Source organism: Streptomyces sp. SL06, assembly GCF_058244745.1.
Genome location: NZ_JBSYOT010000002.1, coordinates 915,746 through 932,478 on the forward strand (window position 1 = coordinate 915,746; position 16,733 = coordinate 932,478).

16 protein-coding genes and 2 pseudogenes are annotated in these 16,733 nt (G+C 73.1%); 7 read left to right on the plus strand and 11 right to left on the minus strand.

The genetic code is table 11. The features are described 5' to 3' along the window. Positions 1-10: 10 nt before the first annotated feature. From AC4IHM_RS04035 to AC4IHM_RS04045, 3 genes are read right to left on the minus strand one after another with little or no spacing between them, the layout of a single operon-like run. Positions 11-2,227, minus strand: coding sequence for a 3-hydroxyacyl-CoA dehydrogenase NAD-binding domain-containing protein (locus AC4IHM_RS04035; protein WP_490865704.1), 2,217 nt, complete (start codon positions 2,225-2,227; stop codon positions 11-13). 35 nt (positions 2,228-2,262) lie between these two features. Next, positions 2,263-3,477 carry an acetyl-CoA C-acetyltransferase gene (locus AC4IHM_RS04040; protein WP_490865705.1) on the minus strand — a complete coding sequence of 405 codons (1,215 nt, stop codon included), beginning with the start codon at positions 3,475-3,477 and terminating at the stop codon, positions 2,263-2,265. Between the two features lie 11 nt (positions 3,478-3,488). Further along, the gene (locus AC4IHM_RS04045) at positions 3,489-4,685 is read right to left on the minus strand and encodes a CaiB/BaiF CoA transferase family protein (RefSeq protein WP_490865706.1); all 1,197 of its coding nucleotides are present in this window, start codon (positions 4,683-4,685) and stop codon (positions 3,489-3,491) included. 208 nt (positions 4,686-4,893) lie between these two features. On the opposite strand from AC4IHM_RS04045, the gene AC4IHM_RS04050 reads away from it, so the two are divergent. Continuing rightward, on the plus strand, positions 4,894-6,072 hold the full coding sequence (locus AC4IHM_RS04050) for a saccharopine dehydrogenase family protein (protein ID WP_490865707.1): 1,179 nt from the start codon (positions 4,894-4,896) through the stop codon (positions 6,070-6,072). Positions 6,073-6,093: 21 nt separating this feature from the next. Here AC4IHM_RS04050 and mmpA read toward each other — a convergent pair whose 3' ends face one another. Next, positions 6,094-6,240, minus strand: a complete 147-nt coding sequence (gene mmpA, locus AC4IHM_RS04055; RefSeq protein WP_490865708.1) for a morphogenic membrane protein MmpA — start codon at positions 6,238-6,240, stop codon at positions 6,094-6,096. A 171-nt stretch (positions 6,241-6,411) separates the two neighbouring features. On the opposite strand from mmpA, the gene AC4IHM_RS04060 reads away from it, so the two are divergent. Next, positions 6,412-6,597 carry a hypothetical protein gene (locus tag AC4IHM_RS04060; RefSeq protein ID WP_490865709.1) on the plus strand — a complete coding sequence of 62 codons (186 nt, stop codon included), beginning with the start codon at positions 6,412-6,414 and terminating at the stop codon, positions 6,595-6,597. A 64-nt stretch (positions 6,598-6,661) separates the two neighbouring features. Here the strand turns inward: AC4IHM_RS04060 and AC4IHM_RS04065 are convergent, their stop codons facing one another. From AC4IHM_RS04065 to AC4IHM_RS04080, 4 genes are all read right to left on the minus strand, one after another. Further along, entirely contained in the window at positions 6,662-7,321 is a 660-nt protein-coding gene (locus AC4IHM_RS04065) for a hypothetical protein (RefSeq protein WP_490865710.1), read from the minus strand. Further along, positions 7,318-8,148 carry an ATP-binding cassette domain-containing protein gene (locus tag AC4IHM_RS04070; protein WP_490865711.1) on the minus strand — a complete coding sequence of 277 codons (831 nt, stop codon included), beginning with the start codon at positions 8,146-8,148 and terminating at the stop codon, positions 7,318-7,320. Before AC4IHM_RS04070 ends, AC4IHM_RS04065 begins: the two co-directional genes overlap by 4 nt. Positions 8,149-8,282: 134 nt before the next feature. Continuing rightward, positions 8,283-8,984 (minus strand): endonuclease V, encoded by a 702-nt coding sequence (locus tag AC4IHM_RS04075; protein ID WP_490865712.1) that lies wholly within the window; start codon positions 8,982-8,984, stop codon positions 8,283-8,285. A 56-nt stretch (positions 8,985-9,040) separates the two neighbouring features. Continuing rightward, entirely contained in the window at positions 9,041-9,370 is a 330-nt protein-coding gene (locus AC4IHM_RS04080; protein WP_490865713.1) for a plasmid stabilization protein, read from the minus strand. A gap of 248 nt (positions 9,371-9,618) precedes the next feature. On the opposite strand from AC4IHM_RS04080, the gene ssgD reads away from it, so the two are divergent. Beyond that, a complete protein-coding gene (ssgD, locus tag AC4IHM_RS04085; RefSeq protein ID WP_490865714.1) occupies positions 9,619-10,035 on the plus strand; it encodes a spore wall synthesis regulator SsgD in 417 nt (138 codons plus the stop codon). 36 nt (positions 10,036-10,071) lie between these two features. On the opposite strand, the gene AC4IHM_RS04090 is transcribed toward ssgD, so the two are convergent. Next, positions 10,072-10,749, minus strand: a complete 678-nt coding sequence (locus AC4IHM_RS04090; protein WP_490865715.1) for a GOLPH3/VPS74 family protein — start codon at positions 10,747-10,749, stop codon at positions 10,072-10,074. 410 nt (positions 10,750-11,159) lie between these two features. Here AC4IHM_RS04090 and AC4IHM_RS04095 point away from each other — a divergent pair. From AC4IHM_RS04095 to AC4IHM_RS04110, 4 genes and pseudogenes are all read left to right on the plus strand, one after another. Beyond that, positions 11,160-11,627: pseudogene (locus AC4IHM_RS04095) on the plus strand (ATP-binding cassette domain-containing protein); the annotation flags it as partial. Positions 11,628-11,975: 348 nt separating this feature from the next. Beyond that, complete coding sequence (locus AC4IHM_RS04100; RefSeq protein ID WP_490870757.1) at positions 11,976-12,707, plus strand: ATP-binding cassette domain-containing protein; 732 nt, start codon at positions 11,976-11,978, stop codon at positions 12,705-12,707. Between the two features lie 146 nt (positions 12,708-12,853). Continuing rightward, positions 12,854-13,630, plus strand: a complete 777-nt coding sequence (gene ddaH / locus AC4IHM_RS04105; protein ID WP_490865716.1) for a dimethylargininase — start codon at positions 12,854-12,856, stop codon at positions 13,628-13,630. A gap of 209 nt (positions 13,631-13,839) precedes the next feature. Further along, positions 13,840-14,814: an acyl-ACP desaturase gene (locus AC4IHM_RS04110; RefSeq protein WP_490865717.1), complete on the plus strand. Its 975-nt coding sequence runs from the start codon at positions 13,840-13,842 to the stop codon at positions 14,812-14,814. 121 nt (positions 14,815-14,935) lie between these two features. Here AC4IHM_RS04110 and AC4IHM_RS04115 read toward each other — a convergent pair whose 3' ends face one another. After that, positions 14,936-15,181: a WhiB family transcriptional regulator gene (locus AC4IHM_RS04115; RefSeq protein WP_490865718.1), complete on the minus strand. Its 246-nt coding sequence runs from the start codon at positions 15,179-15,181 to the stop codon at positions 14,936-14,938. Between the two features lie 460 nt (positions 15,182-15,641). Next, a pseudogene (locus AC4IHM_RS04120) lies at positions 15,642-16,710 on the minus strand (LacI family DNA-binding transcriptional regulator). Positions 16,711-16,733: the final 23 nt, after the last annotated feature.

The following is a 16,733-nucleotide window of genomic DNA, read 5'->3' on the forward strand; positions in this document are numbered from 1 at the left end:
AACCGACGGCTCAGCGGGCGTCGGTGAAGACCTCCCCCCTGTCCGCCTTCTCCACCAGCGGCGCGGGCGGCGTGAAGCGCTCGCCGTAGCGGTCGGCCAGCTCGCGCGCGCGGGCGACGAAGCCCGGCAGGCCCCCCTCGTAGCCGTTGATGTACTGAAGGACGCCGCCGGTCCAGCCCGGGAAGCCGATGCCGAGGAGCGAGCCGATGTTGGCGTCGGCGACGGAGGTGAGCACCCCCTCGTCCAGCAGCCTGACGGTGTCCAGGGCCTCGGAGAAGAGCATCCGCTCCTGCATGTCCCGGAACGGGATCTCGTGGCCGGGCCCGGTGCTGTCCCGGCCCGGGGTGCCGCTCCCGGAACCCCCGAAGTGCTCGCGCAGCCCCGGCCACAGACCGGCCCGCCTGCCGTCCTGCCCGTACTCGTAGAACCCGGCGCCACCGCTGCGCCCGGGGCGGCCGAACTCGTCCACCATCCGGTCGACGACGGCGTCGGCGGGGTGCTCGGTCCAGGTGCCGCCCGCCTCCCGCACGGCCCGCCTCGTCTCGTCGCGGATCTTCCGCGGGAGCGTGAGCGTCAGCTCGTCCATCAGGGCGAGCACCTTGGCCGGGTAGCCCGCCTGGGCCGCCGCCTGTTCGACGGACGCGGGCTCGACGCCCTCGCCGACCATCGCCACGCCCTCGTTGATGAAGTGGCCGATGACCCGGGAGGTGAAGAAGCCGCGCGAGTCGTTGACGACGATCGGCGTCTTGTTGATCTGCCGGACCAGGTCGAAGGCGCGGGCCAGCGCCTCGTCGCCGGTCCGCTCGCCCTTGATGATCTCGACGAGCGGCATCTTGTCGACCGGTGAGAAGAAGTGCAGCCCGATGAAGTCGGACTGGCGCTCGACGCCCTCGGCCAGCGCGGTGATGGGCAGCGTGGAGGTGTTGGAGCACAGCAGCGCGTCGGGGGCGACGACGTGCTGCACCTCCTGGAAGACCTTGTGCTTGAGGGAGGTGTCCTCGAAGACGGCCTCGATCACCGCGTCGCAGCCCGCGAGGTCGGCGGTCTCGGCGGTCGGCGTGATGCGGGCGAGCAGGGCGTCGGCCTTGTCCTGGGTCGTACGGCCCTTGGCGACGGCCTTGGCGCACAGCTTCTCGGAGTAGCCCTTGCCCTTGAGCGCCGACTCCAGGGAGATGTCCTTGAGGACGACGTCGATGCCCGCGCGGGCGCACGAGTAGGCGATGCCGGCGCCCATCATGCCGGCGCCGAGGACGGCGACCTTGGCGACCCGGCGCGGCTCGATGTCCTTCGGGCGGTTGGCGCCGGAGTTGACGGCCTGGAGGTCGAAGAAGAACGCCTGGATCATGTTCTTCGAGATCTGCCCGGCGGCCAGCTCGACGAAGTAGCGGGCCTCGATGACCTGGGCGGTCTCGAAGTCGACCTGCGAGCCCTCGACGGCGGCGGCCATGATGTTGCGCGGCGCCGGGTAGGGGGCGCCGTTCGTCTGCTTGCGCAGGCCCGCGGGGAAGGCGGGCAGGTTGGCGGCGAACTTGGGGTGGGCGGGGGTGCCGCCGGGGATGCGGTAGCCCGGCCTGTCCCAGGGCTGGGCGGAGCGCGGGTTGGCGTCGATGAAGGCGCGGGCCCTGGCGAGCATGTCCTCGCGGGTGTCGGCGACCTCGTCGACCAGGCCGTTGTCCAGGGCGCGGCGCGGGTTGTACTGGGTGCCCTGGAGGAGCACCTTCAGCAGCGCGTCGGTGATGCCGAGCAGCCGGACGGTGCGGACGACGCCGCCGCCTCCGGGGAGCAGGCCGAGGGTGACCTCGGGGCAGCCGATCTTGGAGCCGGGCGCGTCGAGGGCCACGCGGTGGTGGCAGGCGAGGGCGATCTCGTAACCGCCGCCGAGGGCCGCGCCGTTGAGCGCGGCGACGACGGGCTTGCCGAGGGTCTCGATGCGGCGCAGGTCGCGCTTGATCGCCATGCCGCCGTCGAAGAGGTCCTGGGCGGTCTCGGGGGTGACGCGGATGAGGTCGCGCAGGTCGCCGCCGGCGAAGAAGGTCTTCTTGGCCGAGGTGACGACGACGCCGCGGATCGAGTCCTTCTCGGCCTCCAGGCGGTCGGTGACCGCGGCGAGGGACGCGCGGAACGCCTGGTTCATGGTGTTCGCGGACTGGTCGGGGTCGTCGAGCACGAGGGTGACGATCCCGGTGTCGTCCTGTTCCCAGCGGATGGTGGTGGGCTCGGTGGTCATGAGGGTGTGCTCCTGGTGATCCGTCGGGAGGGAGGTCAGACGCGCTCGACGATGGTGGCGATGCCCATGCCGCCGCCCACGCACAGGGTGGCGAGTCCGTAGCGCTTGTCCTGGCGCTCCAGTTCGTCGACGAGGGTGCCGAGGATCATCGCGCCGGTGGCGCCGAGGGGGTGGCCGAGCGCGATCGCGCCGCCGTTGACGTTGACCTTGTCCAGGGACAGGCCCATGTCCCTGGCGAAGCGCAGGACGACGGCGGCGAACGCCTCGTTGATCTCGACGAGGTCGATGTCGTCGATGGTCAGCCCGGCCTTGGCGAGCGCCTTGCGGGTGGCCGGGGCGGGCCCTGTGAGCATGATGGTGGGCTCGGAGCCGGACACGGCGGCGGAGACGATCCGGGCGCGCGGGGTGAGGCCGTGGCGCTCGCCGACCTCCCTGGATCCGATGGCGACCAGGGCTGCGCCGTCCACGATGCCCGAGGAGTTGCCCGCGTGGTGGACGTGGTCGATCTTCTCGACCCAGTGGTACTTCTGCAGCGCCACGGCGTCGAAGCCGCCCAGCTCGCCGATGTCGGCGAAGGACGGCTTGAGGCCCGCGAGTGAGTCGGCGGTGGTGCCGGGGCGCGGGTGCTCGTCGTGGTCGAGGACGGTGAGGCCGGCGCGGTCCCTGACGGGTACGACGGAGCGCTCGAAGCGGTTCTGCTTCCAGGCGGTGGCCGCGCGCTCCTGGGAGAGGGCCGCGTACTCGTCGACGTCCCGGCGCGAGAAGCCCTCGATGGTGGCGATCAGGTCGGCGCCGATGCCCTGCGGGACGAAGTTGGTGGCGAGGTTGGTCATCGGGTCGTTGAACCAGGCGCCGCCGTCCGAGGCCATCGGCACCCGGGACATGGACTCGACGCCGCCGGCGAGGACCAGGTCCTCCCAGCCGGAACGCACCTTGGCGGCGGCCAGGTTCACGGCCTCGAGGCCCGAGGCGCAGAAGCGGTTCTCCTGGACGCCCGCCACGGTGTCCGGCAGTCCGGCCGCGATGGCGGCGATGCGGGCGATGTCGGAGCCCTGGTCGCCGACGGGGCCGACGACGCCGAGCACGATGTCGTCGACGGCGGCCGGGTCCAGGCCGGGGAAGCGGGCGCGGATCTCGTGGATGAGGCCGACGACCAGGTCGACGGGCTTCGTGCCGTGCAGGGCGCCGTTCGCCTTGCCGCGTCCGCGCGGGGTGCGGATCGCGTCGTACACGTACGCTTCGGTGGTCACTGGCAGGCCTTTCACTGAGGGTTGTTCACGGAGGCGTTCGGCTCGGGGCCGTCCGGCCGAGTGGTCTTCACGGGGCCGTCCGGCAGGGGGTCGCGGGGCAGGTCCCAGTCGCGGGTCACGGCCTCGGAGCCGGCGCCCGGGAGGGCGGGCCCGGTGCGGACGGCGGTGGGGGTCGCGGAGAAGCGGGGCGCGGGGGCGGGCTGGGTGATGCCGCCGTGGTCGGTGAAGGTGCCGCGGGCGGCGAGGTGCGGGTGGTGCGGGGCCTCGCGGAGCGAGAGCACGGGGGCCACACAGGCGTCGGAGTCCGCGAACACGGCCGTCCACTCGTCCCGGGTACGGGACTTGAAGCGGGCGGCGATGGCCTCGCGCAGCTCGGTCCAGCGGGCCGGGTCGTCGCGGGCGGACGCCCGGTCGGGGATGCCGAGCAGGTCCGTGAACTCGGCGTAGAACCGGGGTTCCAGGGCCCCGACCGCCATGTACCGGCCGTCGGCGGTCTCGTAGGAGCCGTAGAACGGGCAGCCGCCGTCGAGGAGGTTGGCGCCGCGGCGGTCCTGCCAGCCGCCGGCGGCGAGCATGCCGTGGATCATCGTGGAGAGGTGGGCGGTGCCGTCGACGATGGCGGCGTCGACGACCTGTCCGGTGCCGGTGGCGCGGGCGTGGTGCAGGGCGGCGAGGAGGCCGACGACCAGGTACAGGGAGCCGCCCGCGTAGTCGCCGACCAGGTTGGCGGGGACGGCCGGCGGGCCGTCGGGGGCGCCGATCATGCCGAGGGTGCCGGTGAGCGCGATGTATCCGATGTCGTGTCCGGCGCGCCGGGCGAGGGGTCCGTCCTGGCCCCAGCCGGTCATGCGGCCGTAGACGAGGCGCGGGTTGCGGGCGTGGCAGGGGCCGGGGCCGACGCCGAGCCGTTCGGCGACGCCGGGGCGGTAGCCCTCGATCAGGAGGTCGGCGCGTTCGGCGAGGTCGAGGACGCGGGCCGGGCCGTCGGACGCCTTCAGGTCGACGATCACGGAACGCTTGTTGCGGTTGGTGATGTCGTGGGCGGGGTCGATCGCGGGGCCGGAGCCGCCGGGACGGTCGACGCGGACGACATCGGCGCCCAGGTCGGCCAGGAGCATGGCGGCGAAGGGCCCGGGGCCGATACCGGCCAGTTCGACCACGCGCACGCCGGCGAGCGGGCCCTGAGCCGGCGTCTTCGTCTGCGGCATCGCATCCCCAAGCTCTGTGACACAACTGCTGTAACACCAGTGATGCTAAGAACGTGTTCCACTCGGCACAAGCCCCGGGCGAGCAAGCGCTTAGCCCATTGTGGCGCACTCCCGGCTCCGGGCGACGCGTTCCTCACGCTAGCCTCAGCCACCGGCAACGGCGCGTGCTGCGGACCCAGGGGTTGCCGGAGGGTGACGGAGGGATGTCATGAACGGGCTGAAGAGGGCCGATCGGCCGTACGACATCGTGCTCTTCGGGGCGACGGGTTTCGTCGGCGAACTCACCGCGCAGCACCTCGCCGCACACGCGCCCCGGGGGCTGCGCTGGGCGATCGCCGGGCGCGACGAGGAGAAGCTGCGGCGGCTGCGCGAGCGGCTGCCCGGCGCGGCGGATGTCGGCGTGCTGCGCGCGGACGTGTCCGACCCGGCCTCGCTGCGCGAACTCGCCGAGCAGGCGCGCGTGGTGGCGACGACGGTCGGCCCGTACGTCCGCCACGGCGACGCGCTCGCCGCCGCCTGCGCCGACTCCGGCGCGGACTGTCTCGACCTCTGCGGCGAGCCCGAGTTCGTGGACCTGACGTACGTCCGTCATGACGCACGCGCGCGGGAGACCGGTGCGCGACTGGTGCACGCCTGCGGTTTCGAGTCCCTGCCTGCGGATCTCGGCGTGTACTTCACGGTGCGCCGGCTGCCGCGGGGCGTGCCGCTGACCGTGGACGGCTTCGTCAGCGCCGACGCCACCTTCTCGGGCGGTACGTTCGCCTCCGCGCTCGGTCAGTTCGCGCGCGGCCGGCAGCAGCGGGCCGCGGCGCTGGAACGCCGGCGGCACGAGCCGCGGCTGGTGGGCCGCCGGGTGGTGACGCCGCTGGGCGGGCCGCGGTTCGCCGGGGAGGTGGGGGCCTGGGCGCTGCCGCTGCCGACCGTCGACGCGCGGGTCGTGGGGCGCTCCGCGAAGGCCCTGGACCGCTACGGCCCCGACTTCCGCTACCGCCACTACGCGGCCGTGCGGCGGCTGCCCGTCGCGGTGGGCGGGGTGGCGGCCGCGGGCGCGCTGGTGGCGGCGGCCCAGGTGCCGCCCGTGCGGCGCCGGCTGTCCGAGCGGCTGAGGCCGGGTGACGGGCCGGGGCCCGAGCGGCGGGCGAGGAGCTGGTTCTCGGTGCGCTTCGTGGGCGAGGGCGGTGGCCGGAAGGTGTTCACCGAGGTCGCGGGCGGCGACCCCGGTTACGGGGAGACGGCGAAGATGTTCGCCGAGGCGGCGCTGTGTCTCGCCCTCGACGATCTGCCGGCGACGGCCGGACAGGTCACGCCGGCCGTGGCGATGGGCGACGCGCTGATCGAGCGGCTGCGGGCGGTGGGCATCCGCTTCCGGGTGGCCGCGACCCGCTGACGGACCCGCCGCCGACCCGCCCTACCCCGACCACACGGCGATCGTGTAGATCATCCCGCCGATCCAGGCCAGCCCCGCCCCCACGGCGAGCACCAGCCCCGCGACCACCGCCCGCTCGACGGGCCGGGTGGAGCGGGCGGGGCGGCGGGGCGCGCGGCGTGAGGTCATGGGGCCAGCCTGCCGCCGCCGGCGGTGGGGCACATCCGCTCGGACACTCAGATGATCCGAACGGTCCCGCCCTTGGAGACTTCCACCGCCTCCCACGTCCCACCACCAGGGCTCCAGCGCGCGGAGGTACGGCAAAGTCCCAAGGGGAAGTTCAGTGAAACCCTTGAGGGTATGAAGTTCCTTCTCGAAGTCACCATGGACGAGGGCGCACTCGCCGAGGACCCCACGGCCGAGTTGCAGCGGATCCTGCGCTACTGGGGCGGCAACCTGCACCACTACGCGCTGCGCCCCGGCGACGGTTCGACGGTCTACGACTCGGCGTACCGGGAGGTGGGGCGCTGGAGCGTCGAGGTGTAGGTACGCGGTCTCCGAACCGCCCGCCGCGCCGAGCACGCCCCGTTGGGCACGCGCGGCCGGCGGTCTATTCTCCGCGCCCGGCGACGAACTGCGTGGCGGCGGTGAACACGGCGAGGATCACCGCGGAGATCGCCAGCATGACGCCGGCGGGGGCGAGCAGTTGCGCGGCGTCGGGGGTCGAGGCCATCAGGGTGAACAGGCGGTTGACCGGAGGCATGCCCTTGGCGAAGAGGGCTCCCGTCACCAGCGCGAGGGCGGCGACCAGCGCGTACCCCTGCCGTTTGAAGACCAGCCGCGAGCACAGCACGCCGATGGCGATGCCGGCGAGGGCGCAGGTGAGCTGTGCCTCGATGCCCAGCAGAAGATCGGCCGCGGTGACCACGTGGTCGCCCATCCACAACGGGAAGAGCAGCCCGAAGACCATCAGGACGAGACAGCTCAGCAGGGCCGTGCCGATCGCCGCGAGCAGCACCGTGAGCGAGCGGCCGCCCGCGGTGACGACGACGATCGCCCGCTGCGGCGGGTCGTCCAGGCTCATCAGGGCGATGGTCAGCCAGGTCGAGCAGACGAACAGCGCGCCGGCGCAGGAGGCGTAGGCGGGTGGCAGCGGGCCGCCGCCGTTGACGGTCAGCACGCCCATCAGGCCCATGAACAGGAGCAGCGGGGCGAGATAGCGCTGGGTGTGCAGCACGGTGGCGAAGGTGTAGCGGACGAGCGCGATCACCGCACGTCTGCGTTCATCGCGGCGTCCGGCGTCCGGTGGTGGTCCGTGGTCGTCCCGGTGACGCGCTCGACGGACCAGCCGTGCCGGAGCGCGGTGCACAGCAGGGCGTCGGTGGACTCGCGTGCCACGCGCATCCTGATGCCCGTGGCGTCCCGGTCCACCGTGAGTACGCCGTCCAGTTGCTCCCAGGCGACGTCCTGCGGTGCGCGGCCGTCCCGGAGCGCGGTCAGGACGACGTCGGACGCGGGTCGCCGCTCGGTGGCCCGCGGCTCCGGTCCCCGCAACGACACGCGGCCCTCGCCGACCGTGTAGGTCCGGGTGGCGCGGGCCCGGGTGACCGACTCGCGGTGGTCGGTGAACAGGACGGTGCCGCCAAAGGCCGCGACCTCGGTCATGATCTCGGCGAGCACGTCATGGGCGTCGGCGTCCAGGCCGGACCACGGCTCGTCCAGGACGAGCAGCCCGGGTTCCACCAGGAGGGCCTGGGCCAGTGCGACCTTCTGCGCGTTGCCCTTCGACAGGCTCCGCAGGGGGGCGTGCCTGCCGCCCACCAGGGCGAGTCGGTCCAGCAGCCGGCCGGCCCGCTCCGAGGCGACCGGGGTGGTCAGCCCGCGGACGCGGCCCATGTGCGTCAGGTAGGCCGCGGCCGACATGCGTTCGTTGGGTGAGAACCGGTCCGGTACGTACCCGACGACGGGCGGCCGGGCGGCCACCGTGCCGCAGGTCGGCCGGGACAGGCCCACCGCGATCCGCAGCAGCGTCGACTTCCCCGATCCGTTCCCGCCCGCGAATGCCACGACCTCACCGGCCGGGGCCTGCACATCCACGTCTCTCAGGATCCAGTCGCCACGGCCATAGCGCTTGCCCACTGCTCGAAGACGTAGCAACCGTTCTCCTTCGTCCGGTACGACACCTCCCAGATACTCGCAGATCACGGGGGCGGCGCGAACCGGCACGAGGGTCAGGCCGGGCGGGTGGCCCGTCGCAGGGTCGTGCGGCACAGGGCGTCGGCCCTGCGGGTGGTTTCCGGCTGTCGGTGGGCGGGGGTCAGTGCCAGGGTGTGGGCGCAGGCGTTGTCGAGGCTCACTCGGTGGCCGACCGAGACGAAGACCGGCTTCACGGCGTCGCGTGTGCGGACGGCGCGCCCGACCTCCTCGGCGCCGGCGAGCAGCGGTGACGTACTGCCGCGCGGGGTGTCCGGGGCCTCGTAGGCGAAGGTGAACGGGTTCTTGGCCACGCCGATGGTGGGCAGGCCGGTGAGTACGCCGAGGTGGGCGGCGAGGCCGAAGCGGCGGGGGTGGGCCAGTCCGTAGCCGTCGCAGACGACCAGGCCGGGCGGGCAGGGCAGGGCGTCCAGGGCGGCGAGGACGGTCGGGATCTCCCGGAAGGCGAGCAGGCCGGGCACGTAGGGGAAGGAGATCCGTCCCACGGCCGTGGCCTCGGCGACGACGGCGAGGGTCGCGGCGTCGAGCACGACGGCCGCCGCCGCGACCACGTCGCGCTCGTCGTCGTAGGCGACGTCCACTCCGGTCACCCGGCCCGTGCCGGGCGGCGGGCCCGTCTCGTCGAGCACCACGCGCGTGCGCAGTTCGTCCTGGACGGCGCGGGCCCGCTCCTCGGTCGCGGGCCAGTCGGCGGGAATCTGCGCGGTCACGGTCGTCATGGTGACCGCAAGCCTACGGGGGCGTACGCGGGGGCCGGTCAGGGGCTCCGAACGGCTCACTTGCCGAGGGCGCGCCGCAGCTCGTCCTTGTTCATGCCCGAACGGCCGCTGACATGACGGCGCTTGGCCTCCTGGTACAGCTGGTCGTAGGTGGGCCCCTGCGGGCCCTGCCGCTTCCCGGCCCGCTGTCCGCCGCGCCTGGCCGGCGACATGTCCCGAGTCGACGTGCGGCTGGCGGTCTCCGACTCGCCGGACCGGGCGCGTTCCTTGTTCACCGTCCGCGCGGCGATCTCCTCGGCGCGGCCGGTGCTCTCGCCGCGGTTCCTGGCGCTGTCCTTAATGTGCTCGTACTGCCGCTCCCGTTTGGGGCTCGACCCGCTCGGCATGATCCGCTCACTTCCTCTCGCGTCCGGCGGACGGGTACCCACGTCGCGGAGGAACACCCACGTGCCGCGCGAGGCCCCAAGTGCCTTGTGGAGCGCGCGGGGAGAGCCGTGTCACTCCCGTGCATGAACGCGGTGACAGAGGTCACTCGGTCCTCGTGTGCACGGATCAGCTGATTCCAACGTCTCTTCCAGTGCCCGGCCCCGCACCATCCCCAGAGCCCGTCCTGCCGTCACGAGGGAGCAAGGCGTTGTCCACCGTCATTGAGCAGCCCGTCGAGGCGCGCCTCGTCGCCGCCGCACCGCGCATGCCGAGCATTCCCGCCACCCTGCGCTACGACCGCGACGACCCCTTCGCCGTGCGCATGACCTTCCCCGCCCCCGCCACCCTCGAAGGCGTGGAGGTCTGCTGGACCTTCTCCCGCGAGCTGCTCATCGCCGGTATGCGGGAGCCGGACGGCCGCGGCGACGTGCGGGTGCGCCCGTACGGATACGACCGCACCGTCCTGGAGTTCCACGCGCCCGAGGGCACCGCGGTCATCCATGTGCGCTCGGGCGAGCTGCGCCGGTTCCTGCACGCCGCCGGCGAGCTGGTGCCCGTCGGCCTGGAGCACCTCCAGCTGGACCTCGACCACGACCTGGCGGAGCTGATGCGCGGAAGCCACTGACCCCTGCGGCTCCGCCCCCGGCGCCGACGCGTCGCCTCAGCCGCCCGGGGACGCCACGGCCCGCGCGGTCTCGTCACTCACCGCGCCCCGCAGCTCCGCGACAACCCTCCGCAGCCCGGGGGCCGCCGCCCCGACGCGCCCGGTCAGCTCCGCGATCCGCCGCTCCCGACGCGCCCGGTCCCCCGCGCCGTCACCCGCCCGCGTGCCCGGTTCCGCGGCGGCCGCGAGCACGGCCACGGCCGCGTCCCGCTCGCAGACCTCCCCGGCCGGTACCGGACCCTCCAGGACCTCCCGCGTCTCCTCGCGCAGCGCCCGCGCCACGGCGGGCCGCGCCAGGACGTACTCCACGGAGGTGAACACTGCGAGGACACGCTTTCTGTCGGCACGCAGATGTCCCTCGGCGACCAGTTGCTCCCGTACGGCGTCGTAGGTGACCCGCGCGTGCAGGCGCACCCACGTCCGCCACGGGTGCGGCAGCGACTCTCGGACGAGGTCCAGCAGCCCGTCGAGGACGGCGTCCCCGGTGCGGGAGTCCAGGTCGACGGGGGTGGCGATGCCGCCGTCGTCGGTGAGCAGGCCGCGCTGGGCCAGCTCGGTGAGCGCGCCGGCCCGCACCAGGTGGTGGACCCGGGCGGTGTCGGCGGTCCCGGGCCGCGCGGGGGCCCAGGCCAGCAGGCAGAGCCGGGCCGGCAGTGAGAGCGGGCCGTTGGGCACGGGGCCTCCTCGGGGCCGTGGGACCGGGGCCGCGTTAATCCGTTGACAGCCCACCCGGTCCCTCCTAGCGTTTACGGCGTATCTGCTGCCGCCGATCGGAGAAGGACGTTGCTCGTCTGAGGTTCTGAGACACCGCGTCACACACCACACGTGTGTGTACGCCGCGTGCGACCTCGGCGTTCGAGCCGTCCTTGCGGAGCAGGGCTCTTCTCAGGCCTGGCCCCTGCGTGCGGCTCCTCCTTCCCCGCCGGACGACGCTCGCCGCCCCGGTGTCTCGATACGCGTGTGCCCCCGACCGCATCGAGCAACCGCGGAGATCCCGTATGTCCAGTACGTCTACTTCCCTCACCTGTACATCACTGTCCTTCGCCTGGCCCGACGGCACCTCCGTCTTCGAAGGGCTCGACACCACCTTCGGCCCCGGCAGGACCGGCCTCGTCGGTGTCAACGGAGCCGGGAAATCCACCCTGTTGAAGCTGCTCGCCGGACTGCTCACCCCGTCCGGCGGCACTGTCCGCGTGACCGGCGAGGTCGGCCATCTGCCGCAGAACATCACGCTCGACACCGCGCTGCGGGTCGACGGCGCACTCGGCATCGCCGCCCGGCGGGCCGCGCTGCACGCCATCGAGGCGGGCGACGCGGCCGAGGAGCACTTCGAGACCCTCGGCGACGACTGGGACGTGGAGGAGCGCGCCCTCGCCACGCTCGGCGAACTCGGTCTCGGCCACATCGGGCTCGACCGCACCGTCGGCGAGGTCTCGGGCGGCGAGTCGGTGCTGCTGCGGCTGGCCGCGCTGCTGCTGCGGCGGCCCGACGTACTGCTCCTCGACGAGCCCACCAACAACCTCGACCTGTACGCGCGCAGGCGGCTGTACGCGGCGGTCGAGTCCTGGCCCGGCGTGATGGTCGTGGTCAGCCACGACCGCGAGCTGCTGGAACGGGTCGACCAGATCGCCGACCTGCGCTCCGGCGGGATCACCTGGTACGGCGGCAATCTCTCGGCGTACGAGGAGGCGCTCGCCGTCGAGCAGGAGGCCGCCGAACGCATGGTGCGGGTCGCCGAGTCGGACCTGCGCAAGCAGAAGCGCGAACTGGCCGACGCCCAGGTCAAGCTGGCCCGCCGCAAGCGGTACGGCCAGAAGATGTGGGACCAGAAGCGCGAGCCGAAGATCGTCATGGGGGCGCGCAAGCGGGCGGCGCAGGAGTCCGCGGGCAAGCACCGCATCATGCACGAGGAGAGACTCGCCGAGGCCAAGGAGCGGCTCGACGACGCGGTGGTGGCCGTGCGGGACGACGACGAGATCCGGGTCGACCTGCCGTTCACGGCCGTGCCGCCGGGCCGGGCCGTGCTCACACTGCGCGCGCTGGAACTGGTGTACGGCGCCCGGGTGGAGGGCGGCCTCGACCTGCACGGCCCCGAGCGGATCGCCCTCATCGGGCGCAACGGCGCGGGCAAGACCACGCTGCTGCGCACGATCGCCGGGGAGCTGGAACCGGTGGCCGGCGAGGCGACGGCGCATGTGCCGCTGCGGTTCCTGCCGCAGCGCCTCGACGTACTCGACGACGAGCTGAGCGTCGCCGAGAACGTGGCCCGGTTCGCGCCGGGCGCCACCAACAACCGGATCCGGGCGCGGCTCGCGCGCTTCCTGTTCCGCGGCGCCCGCGCCGACCAGCGGGTGGCGACGCTGTCCGGCGGCGAACGCTTCCGGGCGGCGCTGGCCGCCCTGATGCTGGCCGAGCCCGCGCCGCAACTGCTGATGCTGGACGAGCCGACGAACAACCTGGACATGGCCAGCGTGCGCCGGCTCACCAGCGCGCTGGACTCCTACGAGGGGGCGCTGATCGTGGCCGGCCACGACGTGCCGTTCCTGGAGTCGCTCGGCATCACGCGGTGGCTGCTGATGGAGGAGGGAGAGCTGAGGGAGACCACGCCGGAAGCCGTCGGGAATCCCGCGTAGCGTGCCGGCCTCCCGCGGCGGAGCGTCTCAGGAGGGCCACGAGGGGCCGACGGGGCTTCCGCCCACCCGTGTCCCCGCTGCATGATGGCGGACCGGCGTCGCGCCACGGGCGCCGGACAGCCCAGCGCCCATACGAAAGGCCCGTCGTGCCCAGCAAGAAGGCCCTCGTCCGCCGCCCCAGTCCCCGGCTCGCCGAGGGGCTGGTGACCCACATCGAACGGGAGAGTGTCGATCACGCCCTCGCGGTCGAGCAGTGGGACGCCTACGTCGAGGCCATGCGGGCGCACGGCTGGGAGACGCTGGAGGTGGACCCGGCCGCCGACTGCCCCGACTCGGTCTTCGTCGAGGACACGGTCGTCGTGTACCGGAACGTCGCGCTGATCACGCGGCCCGGCGCCGAGTCCCGGCGCGCGGAGACGGCCGGCGTCGAGGAGGCCGTGGCGCGGCTGGGCTGCTCGGTCAACTGGGTCTGGGAGCCGGGCACCCTGGACGGCGGCGACGTTCTGAAGATCGGTGACACGATCTACGTCGGGCGCGGCGGGCGGACCAACGCGGCCGGCATCCAGCAGTTGCGGGCGGCCTTCGAACCGCTGGGCGCCCGGATCGTCGCGGTGCCCGTGAGCAAGGTGCTGCACCTGAAGTCGGCGGTCACGGCGCTGCCGGACGGGACGGTGATCGGGCACATCCCGCAGACGGACGTGCCGTCGCTGTTCCCCCGTTTCCTTCCGGTGCCGGAGGAGTCCGGGGCGCATGTGGTGCTGCTCGGCGGCGACAAGCTGCTGATGGCGGCGAGCGCGCCCAAGACGGCGGAGCTGCTCGCCGATCTCGGCCACGAGCCGGTGGTCGTCGACATCGGCGAGTTCGAGAAGCTGGAGGGCTGTGTGACGTGCCTCTCGGTGCGGCTGCGGGAGCTGTACACCTGAGCCCTCGCGCCCTTCACCCTTTCGGCCCCGGGACCTGCGTGTCCCGGGGCCTCGGCGTTTCCCGGGCGACCGCGGCTGATCAGCGGCCTTTACGGCACGCTTAACCTACGGTCTCGTAACCTACGGTTTCGTAGCTTACGATTCCGTAGGTTCCCGGCACCGCTCGCCGGGCCGCTTTCCGCTCTGTCGCACGTCCCCTGGAGTTCTCTGTGACGACCGTCTCCCCGCCCCTTGGAAGTTCCGCCGACTGGACCGACGCCCGACTGCTGTACGCGCTGGAGGAAGTGGTCGAGAAAGAACTCAACCGGCATCTCAAGGTCGCCAAGGACTGGATGCCGCACGAGTACGTGCCGTGGACCGACGGCCGGAACTTCCCGGGGATCTTCGAGGACGGCGAGGCCTGGGAGAAGGACCAGTCCAAGGTCACCGAGATCGGCCGGATCGCCCTGGTGGTGAACCTGCTGACCGAGGACAACCTCCCCAGCTACCACCACGAGATCGCGAGCCTCTTCGGCCGCGACGGCGCCTGGGGCACCTGGGTGCACCGCTGGACCGCGGAGGAGGGCCGGCACGGCATCGTGATGCGCGACTACCTGCTCGCCTCGCGCGCGGTCGACCCGGACAAGCTGGAGCAGTTCCGCATGGCCCACATGAGCGAGGGCTTCGAGTCGGACAACCGGCACTCGATGCTGCACTCGGTGGCCTACGTCGCCTTCCAGGAGCTGGCCACCCGCATCTCGCACCGCAACACGGGCCACCAGTCGGGCGACCCCGTCTGCGACCGCATGCTGGCCCGCATCGCGACCGACGAGAACCTGCACATGATCTTCTACCGGAACCTGCTCAAGGCGGCCTTCGAGCTGGCGCCCGACCTGACGATGCGGGCGGTGCGGGACGTGGTCGTGAACTTCCGGATGCCCGGTCACGGCATGCCCGGCTTCGAGCGGGCCGCCGCGCAGATGGCGATCGGCGAGGTCTACAACCTGCGTATCCACCACGACGACGTGATCCAGCCCGTGCTGCGCTACCTGAAGATCATGGAAATCGGCGGACTCGGTCCCGAGGGGCAGGCGGCCCAGGAGGAACTGGGGCTCTACATGGGCGGACTGGACTCCGAGGCCGCCAAGTTCGACGAGAAGCTCGCGGCACGCAAGGCCCGGATGGCGGCCCGAGCAGCGGGCTGACCTCTCGCTCCGGGGCCTCGGCCGGCGTCACTCGTGGGCCGTCGTCTCCTGCAGCGCCGCGTCGCGCACGTCCGGTACCGGGTGGCGGCGGATGCGGGCGGCGAGGGCCCGCGGGCCGTCCTCAGTGCGTGGTGCGTCGCAGGGCCAGCCGTTCCTTCTCCGACAGCCCGCCCCAGACGCCGAAGCGCTCGTCGTTGCTCAGCGCGTACTCCAGGCAGGCCGAGCGGATCGGGCACAGGGCGCAGATCCGCTTCGCTTCCCGTACGGAACTGCCGGGCTCGGGGAAGAAGAAGTCTCCCCCGGTCTGTGCGCACAACGCCTCCTCCTGCCAGGCGAGGTCGGGCGTCGGGATCGTCTCGGTGTGCATGGTCAGGAGCGTGCCGGAGCACGAAAAACGTTCGATCAACGCGGGATCAACGCAAGGGTGCGGGCCGGGCCCGCGGCCGACCCGATGGTCCCCCGCCGCGCGCGGTACCGCACGGCGGCGCGCGGAGGCGACCGCCGGCGGTGCGGGCACCGGGGCCCCTTCCGAGGCGGGCGATCACGCCCACCCCTGCCGCCGGCGGATCCGGGCGCACGGGGCAGGTCCTCGCCGACCCGCTCGGGACGCCGTTCGGCATCCAGCAGCGTGCGCGGCGGGGACGTTCCGCTCGCCGACGGCCCGACGGGGACGGACGCCGTGGTCGACCGGGCCCGGGAGTTGGGCGGCGCGGTGGGGATGCCCGCGACGGACATCGGGGGCGTCGGGCGCGTGGTCCGGCTCGCCGGTCCGTGCGGTGCGCGGTGTCCAGGCCGCTGCCCCGTCAGGTGCGGGGCCGCGTCCGCGGTCAGGCGGTGGCGCGGCGTACCAGGGTGGTCGGCAGGACCACGCCGGAGGGTGTGTCCGCCGCGGCCCGCGGTTCCCCGGCGTCGGTCGGCGGGCCGTCGTCGGCGGGGCCCCGTTCCAGGCCGCGCAGCAGCAGACGGGCCATCAACCGGCCCATCTCCTCGATGTCCTGGCGGACCGTGGTCAGCGGCGGGTCGGTCTGCTCGGCGACGGGCAGCATGTCGTCGAAGCCCACCACGGCCACGTCGTCCGGCACCCGGCGCCCGCGCTCGCGCAGCACCCGCAGCGCCCCGGCCGCGGTGAGGTCGTTGGCCGCGAACACGGCGTCCAGGTCGGGGCACCGGTCGAGCAGTTCCCGCATCGCCCGCTCCCCGCCGCCCGAGGTGAAGTCCCCGTGCGCGACCAGCCCCGCCCCGGCGTCCGCCCGGAACGTCGTGGAAGCCCGCGAGCCGGTCGGCCGCGGAGGTCTGGTCGAGCGGTCCTGCGATGTGTGCCACGCGGGTGCGGCCGAGGCCGGCCAGGTGGCGGACGGCCTCGCGGGCGCCGCCTCGGTTGTCGCTGTCGACGTAGACCACGTCGTCGAGGCCGTCGTCCCAGTCGGGGCGCCCGCCGAACACGGTCGGCACACCCGCGCGGCGTACCAGGCCGGGCAGCGGGTCGTCGAGGTGCAGGGAGAAGACGAGGGCTCCGTCGACATGCCCACCGGCCAGATAGCGGCCGACCCGGGCGTGGTCCTCGCGGCCCTCGGTGAGCAGCAGCACGAGCTGGCTGTCGTGGGCGGTCAGCTCCTTGCTGATGCCGCGGAGCTGCTGGGCGAAGTAGGGGTCGGCGAAGACCCGGGTCTCCGGTTCGGCGGCGACGACGGCGACGGCGTCATGGCGTCTGGTCACCAGACTGCGGGCGGCCTGGTTGGGCACGTATCCGAGTTCCTCCACCGCGCGCCGCACTCGCTCGGCGAGCGCGTCCCGTACCCCGTGGGCCCCGTTGACCACCCGGGACACGGTGGCCCGCGAGACCCCGGCGCGTTCGGCCACGGCCTCCAACGTGGGGCGCGGGGCTGGCTCGCTCACTTCGGGACTCCTCGTCGGCGTGG